The organism is Cupriavidus sp. 22TCCZM01-5, from assembly GCF_057798915.1.
Map to the genome: position 1 here is coordinate 1 of NZ_JBYOJR010000070.1, position 6,755 is coordinate 6,755.

Genomic DNA, 6,755 nt, shown 5'->3' on the forward strand with positions numbered 1-6,755 from the left:
CATGGTGGCCATGGCCAGTTGATGGGCCCGGATGGTGGGCAGGTCGACCAGGATGGCTTCGACCGAGGTGATCGTGGTTGTCATACCTTCTCGATACAGTGAATGTCGTATGCGAAAGTATGGGAGCCTGATTTTCTGCTGTCCAAGACCGATCACGTCTCAACGCATACCCTTTAGGTATGGCACCGAGCAAATGACGGATGGGTCCCGCGCAGCCCGCTCACTCATGGCCGGGCGGATTGTAGGGAATGCCCAATTCCTCGTAGAGCCGGTAGATCATGGCCTGCATCTCGCGCAGGTCTTCCGACTCGTCGAGCATGCGCATGCTCATGATGATCGGCGAGACCAGGCTCGGATCATCGAGTTCGACATAGCTGACATCGTCGCGCTTGAGCCCGTACACGCTGCTCGGCACCACGGAGATGCCCTCGCCCATCGCCACAAGCCCTAGCGCAATCTGCAACTCGCGCACCTCATGCAGCCGGCGCGGCTTGAGCGCGCGATCGTGGAATGCCGCCAGCACCTGGTCCGCAAAGCTCGGCCGCGGCGCCTTCGGGAAGATGATCAGAGATTCCTCCACAAGGTCATGCAAGGACAAGGTGGCATGCCCGGTCGCGAGATGGTGGCCAAGCGGCAGCGCCACGATCATGCGCTCCTCGCGCAGCACCACGCGGCGCACGGCCGGGTCGTCGTGGCGGATGCGGCCGAAGCCCACATCGATCCGCCCGTCCTTGAGCGCCTTGATCTGGTCCATGGTCGACATCTCGTGCAGGCTCATCTCGATGTCGGGGTGTTCGGTGCGAAAGCGCCGGATGATCCGCGGCAGCATGCCGTACAGCGTCGAGCCGACAAAGCCCACCGACATCTTGCGTTCGATCTTGGCCACGCGCCGCGTCATCGCCTCCAGCTCGGAGGTCTGCGCCAGCAGTTGCAGCGCGTGCGTGTAGAAGAAGCGGCCGGTGTCGGTCAGGCGCAGCGGGCGCGTATTGCGCTCGAACAGCTGCACGCCCAGCACCTCCTCGAGCTGCTGGATCTGGCGGCTCAGCGGCGGCTGTGCGATATGCAGGCGCTCCGCCGCCCGGGTGAAGTTGCGCTCCTCCGCGACGGCGACGAAGTAGCGTAAGTGCCTCAATTCTATGGTCATACCCTGGAGGTATAAAAAAGATACTAAATCGGTGTTGGACGCCAAAAATCCCCACAACTATGCTCCGTACCAAGTCGAACGGCAAGTCTTGATACCCCAAACGCATTATCTGACCGACCGTTCGATGCCATTGGATACAACGACAATCCCCCGGAGCAGACACATGACGCACGCTGAAATCGAAGCACTGGTAAAGCAATTCATCGTCGATACCGCCACGCAGGGCACCCCCAACCCGCGCGTCCAGCAAGTGGTGCTGCGCCTGACCACGGACCTGTTCAAGGCGATCGAGGATCTGGACCTGAGCCAGAGCGAAGTGTGGAAGGGCATCGAATACATGGCCGAAGCCGGCGCCAGCCAGGAACTCGGCCTGCTCGCGGCCGGGCTGGGACTGGAACGCTTCCTGGATGTCCGTGCCGACGAGGCCGACGCCAAGGCCGGTATCTCGGGCGGCACCCCGCGCACCATCGAAGGCCCGCTGTACGTGGCCGGCGCGCCGGAAAGCAAGGGCTTCGCCCGCCTGGACGACGGCAGCGAAGACGGCAAGGGGGAAGTGCTGTTCATGCAGGGCACCGTCTATGACGACGCCGGCAAGCCGCTGCCCGGCGCGAAGGTCGAAGTCTGGCATGCCAACCTGCTGGGCAATTACTCGTTCTTCGACAAGACCCAGTCGCACTTCAACCTGCGCCGCACGGTCATCACCGACGACCAGGGCCGCTACCAGTTCCGCAGCAACGTGCCGATGGGCTACGGCTGCCCGCCGCAAGGCACCACCCAGCGCCTGCTGGACCTGCTCGCCCGCCACGGCCGCCGCCCCGCGCACATCCACTTCTTCGTGTCCGCGCCGGGCCACCGCAAGCTGACCACGCAGATCAACATCGACGGCGACGAATACCTGTGGGACGACTTCGCCTTCGCCAGCCGTGAGGGCCTGGTGCCGGCGGTGACGCGTGTGAGCGATGCCGCGGCGCTGGACAAGCATGGCGTGGACAAGCCGTTCGCCTCGATCGACTTCGACTTCCGCCTGAACGCCGAACGCGACAACGCGCCGCCGGCCGAAGTCGAGCGCACCCGCGCCGCCGCATAAGCCAGGCAGCCGCAGGCTGCACCACCGGGGACGGCCGCCCGGTTCCACCAACGGGCCGCAAGACATTGCATCAGGAGACGATTCCATGATCCCCATCCACGTGGACCGGGGCACGGCCCCCGCACGCCCGCGCCTCTCGCTCGACCAGTTCCTCGTCGAGAACCACGAGACCGGCGACCACCGCCTGCACCGTAGCGCGTTCACCGACGAAGCCCTGTTCGAACTCGAGATGCAGCACATCTTCGAGGGCAACTGGATCTACCTGGCGCATGAAAGCCAGATCCCGAACAACAACGACTACTACACCACCCACATGGGCCGCCAGCCCGTGGTGATCGCCCGCAACCGCCAGGGCGAGCTGAATGCCTTCATCAATGCGTGCAGCCACCGCGGCGCCATGCTGTGCCGGCACAAGCGCGGCAACAAGGCCACCTACACCTGCCCGTTCCACGGCTGGACCTTCAACAACAGCGGCAAGCTGCTCAAGGTGAAGGACCCCGAGGAAGCCGGCTACCCCGACTGCTTCAACAAGGAAGGCTCGCACGACCTGAAGAAGGTGGCGCGCTTCGAAAACTACCGCGGCTTCCTGTTTGGCAGCCTGAATGAGAACGTGCTTCCGCTCAAGGAATTCCTGGGCGAGGCCGCACGTATCATCGACATGATCGCCGACCAGTCGCCTGACGGCCTGGAAGTGCTGCGTGGCTCTTCGACCTATACGTTCGAAGGCAACTGGAAGCTGCAGGCCGAGAACGGTGCCGACGGCTACCACGTCTCCGCCGTGCACTGGAACTACGCCGCGACCACCAACCACCGCAAGCAGCAGAACGAGCGCGAGGACAAGATCCGCGCCATGGATGCCGGCAAGTGGGGCAAGCAAGGCGGCGGCTTCTACGCGTTCGAGCACGGCCATATGCTGCTGTGGACGCGCTGGGCCAACCCCGAAGACCGGCCCAACTTCAGCCGCCGCGCCGAATTCGCCGAGCGCTGCGGCGAAGAGACCGCCGACTGGATGATCCAGAACTCGCGCAACCTGTGCCTGTACCCGAACGTGTACCTGATGGACCAGTTCGGCTCGCAGATCCGCCTGCTGCGCCCGCTGTCGGTCGACAAGACCGAAGTCACGATCTACTGCATTGCGCCGAAGGGCGAGCCCGACGACGCGCGCGCGCGCCGCATCCGCCAGTACGAAGACTTCTTCAACGTAAGCGGCATGGCCACGCCGGATGACCTGGAAGAATTCCGTGCCTGCCAGCAAGGCTACAACGGCAGCGCGCTGGCCTGGAACGACATGTGCCGCGGCGCCAAGCACTGGATCGAAGGGGCGGACGAAGCCGCGCAGCGCATCGGCCTGAAGCCGGTCATGAGCGGCCTGCGCACCGAAGATGAAGGACTCTACACCGTGCAGCACCGCTACTGGCTCGACGTCATGAAGAAGGCGATGGCCGCGCAAGACACGCAGGACAGCAACGGGAGCGCCGCATGAGCACCATCGACATCGCCGCCGTCCAGGCGTTCCTGTACCGCGAAGCCCGCCTGCTCGACGACGAGCAGTGGGACGAGTGGCTGACCTGCTACCACCCTGAGGCGCAGTTCTGGATGCCGTGCTGGGATGATGACGGCCAGCTCATCACCGACCCGCAGCGCGAGATCTCGCTGATCTTCTACCCGAGCCGCCAGGGCCTGGAAGACCGCGTCTTCCGCATCAAGACCGAGCGCTCGAGCGCCACGATCCCCGACACGCGCACGAGCCACAACCTCAGCAACGTCGAGATCATGGAACGCGACGGCGACAAGCTGACCGTACGCTTCAACTGGCACACGCTGGCGCACCGCTACCAGACCAACTACAGCTACTTCGGCATGTCGCGCTATGTGATCGACTTCGCCGGCGGGCAAGCGCAGATCCTGGACAAGTATGTCGTGCTGAAGAACGACTACATCAACCAGGTCATCGACATCTATCACATCTGATTCACCAGGCTGGAGGACAAGGCCATGGAACACACGATCGCACTGCAGTTCGAGGACGGCGTCACCCGCTTCATCACCTGCGGGGAAAACGAAACCCTCTCGGATGCCGCTTATCGCCAGAAGATCAACATCCCGCTGGACTGCCGCGACGGCGCCTGCGGCACCTGCCGCGGCCTGTGCGAATCGGGCAGCTATGACCTGCCGGAATCCAGCTACATCGAAGACGCGCTGACCCCGCAAGAAGCGTCGCAGGGCTATGTGCTGGCCTGCCAGACGCGCCCGCGTTCGGATTGCGTGATCCGCGTGGCGGCCTCCTCGACGGCGTGCAAGACCGGCGTCACCAAGTTCGAAGGCGCCATTGCCAGCGTCGATAAGCTGTCCGACTCCACCATCGGCTTCTCGATCGACCTGGACAATGCCGGCGCGCTGGACTTCCTGCCGGGGCAGTATGTCAACGTGGAGATCCCGGGCAGCGGCCTGACGCGCTCCTACTCGTTCAGCTCCGCACCGGGCGCGGCGCGCACCGGCTTTGTGGTGCGCAACGTGCCGGATGGCCGCATGAGCAGCTACCTGACGAAGGATGCGCAACCCGGCCAGCGTATTGCCTTCTCGGGCCCGTACGGCAGTTTCTACCTGCGCCCGGTGCAGCGCCCCGTGCTGCTGCTGGCCGGCGGCACCGGCATCGCACCGTTCCTGTCGATGCTCGACGTACTGGCCGCCAACGGCAATCCGCACCCGGTGCGCATGGTCTATGGCGTCACCAACGACATCGACCTGGTCGAGCTGCCGCGCATTGACGGCGCGGCACAGAACCTGACGGGCTTCGAATACCGGACCTGCGTCGCCAGTTCCGAGAGCAGCCACGGGCGCAAGGGCTATGTCACGCAGCACGTGGAGCCCGAATGGCTCAACGGCGGCGATGTCGACATCTACCTGTGCGGCCCGGTGGCGATGGTGGACGCCGTGCGCAACTGGCTGAAGGACAGCGGTGTAGAGCCGGCTGGCTTCTACTATGAAAAATTCTCGGCCAGCAGCGCGGCCTGACTGTCATGACGACTCGCAAGCGTTTTGAAGGAAAGATCGTCCTCATCACCGGCGCCGCACAGGGTATCGGCCGTGGCGTGGCGCTGCGCGCCGCCGCCGAAGGCGCCACGCTGGTACTGGCGGACCGTTCGGAACTCGTCCACGAGGTGGTTGCGGAAATCGGCGCGCAGGACGGGCGCGCGACGGCCGTGATCGTCGACCTGGAAACCTATGCCGGCGCGCAGGCCATGGTCGACGCCGCACTGTCGGCCCATGGTCGCGTGGATGTGCTCATCAACAATGTCGGCGGCACGATCTGGGCCAAGCCCTTCCAGCACTATGAGGAAGACCAGATCGAGGCCGAGATCCGCCGCTCGCTGTTCCCGACGCTGTGGAGCTGCCGCGCGGTGCTGCCGGGGATGGTGGAACGGCGCCACGGCGCGATCGTCAATGTGTCGTCGATCGCCACGCGCAGCATCTACCGCGTGCCCTATGCAGCGGCCAAGGGCGGCGTCAACGCGCTGACCGCGAGCCTGGCGTTCGAGCATGCCGGTGAAGGCATCCGGGTCAATGCGGTGGCAACCGGCGGCACGGAAGCTCCGCCGCGCCGGATTCCGCGCAATACGGCCGAACAGACGCCGCAGGAGGCAGCGTGGTATCAGGGGATTGTCGACCAGACTATTGCCACGAGCCTGATGCATCGCTATGGCACTATCGACGAACAGGTGGGTGTGATCTTGTTCCTCGCGTCTGAGGAGGCCTCCTATATCACTGGTACTGTGCTGCCTGTGGGTGGGGGGGATTTGGGATAAAGGTTTCGCCGACGTGGCCGGCGGGGACTTTTTGGTTGGGGTTGGGCTGTTGTTCTTGGCAGGCGCCGCTGTTTCGCCGGCGTAGCCGGCGACCTACTTCTTGTCCGAGCGACAAGAAGTAACCAAAAAACGCGTCGCCTGGCGGCTGGCCATCAACGATACGCTTCTTGTGTTCAAGCGGCTTTGGTCTCGCGATACGTGATCGCCGTTCGAACCTGCTATGCATAGTGATTCAGAACCAGTGCCTGCGATAACCTGCTTGTGTACGATCCCCATGTAGGGCGCGGGTACAGCGTTCCAATAGCGTCAGTGGTGGGACGCCTACGGCTGCGCTGCGCGCACGTCCTAGTCGGTGTGCGCGGGGCATCATCGTCGCCAGTGCCAACGGTTCAGTTTCTGCTTCGCTGCGGCGCGGTTTGCCTGCGGCCTGGGTGCTCAGACTAGGGCTCTGCGCGTAGCGCAGCCGAAGGCGATTACACGATGTCGGTCGCAGCAGGGACCACGGACAGTTTCGGGGCTCGTTCAATCAGCGCCCTAATCCCGCCCATGGACGCGCACCACGCGGCAGGCAGCCGGGCACACTCTGAAGCCCATACCCGTACAACACCCGCAGCACACTACGATCAATATTCGCCCGCTAGGGCAAGTAAACGCGCTTTTTGGTTACTTTTTGTCGCTCGGACAAAAAGTGACTCGCCGGCTACGCCGGCGAAACAGC

The 6,755-nt window shown here is 64.0% G+C and carries 6 protein-coding genes; 5 read left to right on the forward strand and 1 reads right to left on the reverse strand.

Annotation, left to right across the window (positions count from 1 at the left end):
* Window positions 1–220: 220 nt before the first annotated feature.
* Window positions 221–1,138 carry a LysR family transcriptional regulator gene (locus tag AC3FNH_RS32320; RefSeq protein ID WP_276103258.1) on the reverse strand — a complete coding sequence of 306 codons (918 nt, stop codon included), beginning with the start codon at window positions 1,136–1,138 and terminating at the stop codon, window positions 221–223.
* Between the two features lie 169 nt (window positions 1,139–1,307).
* On the opposite strand from AC3FNH_RS32320, the gene catA reads away from it, so the two are divergent.
* The 5 genes from catA to AC3FNH_RS32345 all read left to right on the forward strand — a co-directional run bounded on the left by catA (window position 1,308) and on the right by AC3FNH_RS32345 (window position 6,037).
* Window positions 1,308–2,231: a catechol 1,2-dioxygenase gene (gene catA, locus AC3FNH_RS32325; protein ID WP_488722975.1), complete on the forward strand. Its 924-nt coding sequence runs from the start codon at window positions 1,308–1,310 to the stop codon at window positions 2,229–2,231.
* Between the two features lie 85 nt (window positions 2,232–2,316).
* Entirely contained in the window at window positions 2,317–3,714 is a 1,398-nt protein-coding gene (gene benA, locus AC3FNH_RS32330; protein ID WP_276101725.1) for a benzoate 1,2-dioxygenase large subunit, read from the forward strand.
* Entirely contained in the window at window positions 3,711–4,202 is a 492-nt protein-coding gene (gene benB, locus AC3FNH_RS32335; protein ID WP_488722976.1) for a benzoate 1,2-dioxygenase small subunit, read from the forward strand. Before benA ends, benB begins: the two co-directional genes overlap by 4 nt.
* Window positions 4,203–4,226: 24 nt before the next feature.
* A complete protein-coding gene (gene benC, locus AC3FNH_RS32340) occupies window positions 4,227–5,246 on the forward strand; it encodes a benzoate 1,2-dioxygenase electron transfer component BenC (RefSeq protein ID WP_488722977.1) in 1,020 nt (339 codons plus the stop codon).
* A gap of 5 nt (window positions 5,247–5,251) precedes the next feature.
* Entirely contained in the window at window positions 5,252–6,037 is a 786-nt protein-coding gene (locus AC3FNH_RS32345) for a 1,6-dihydroxycyclohexa-2,4-diene-1-carboxylate dehydrogenase (RefSeq protein WP_488722978.1), read from the forward strand.
* Window positions 6,038–6,755 lie beyond the last annotated feature (718 nt).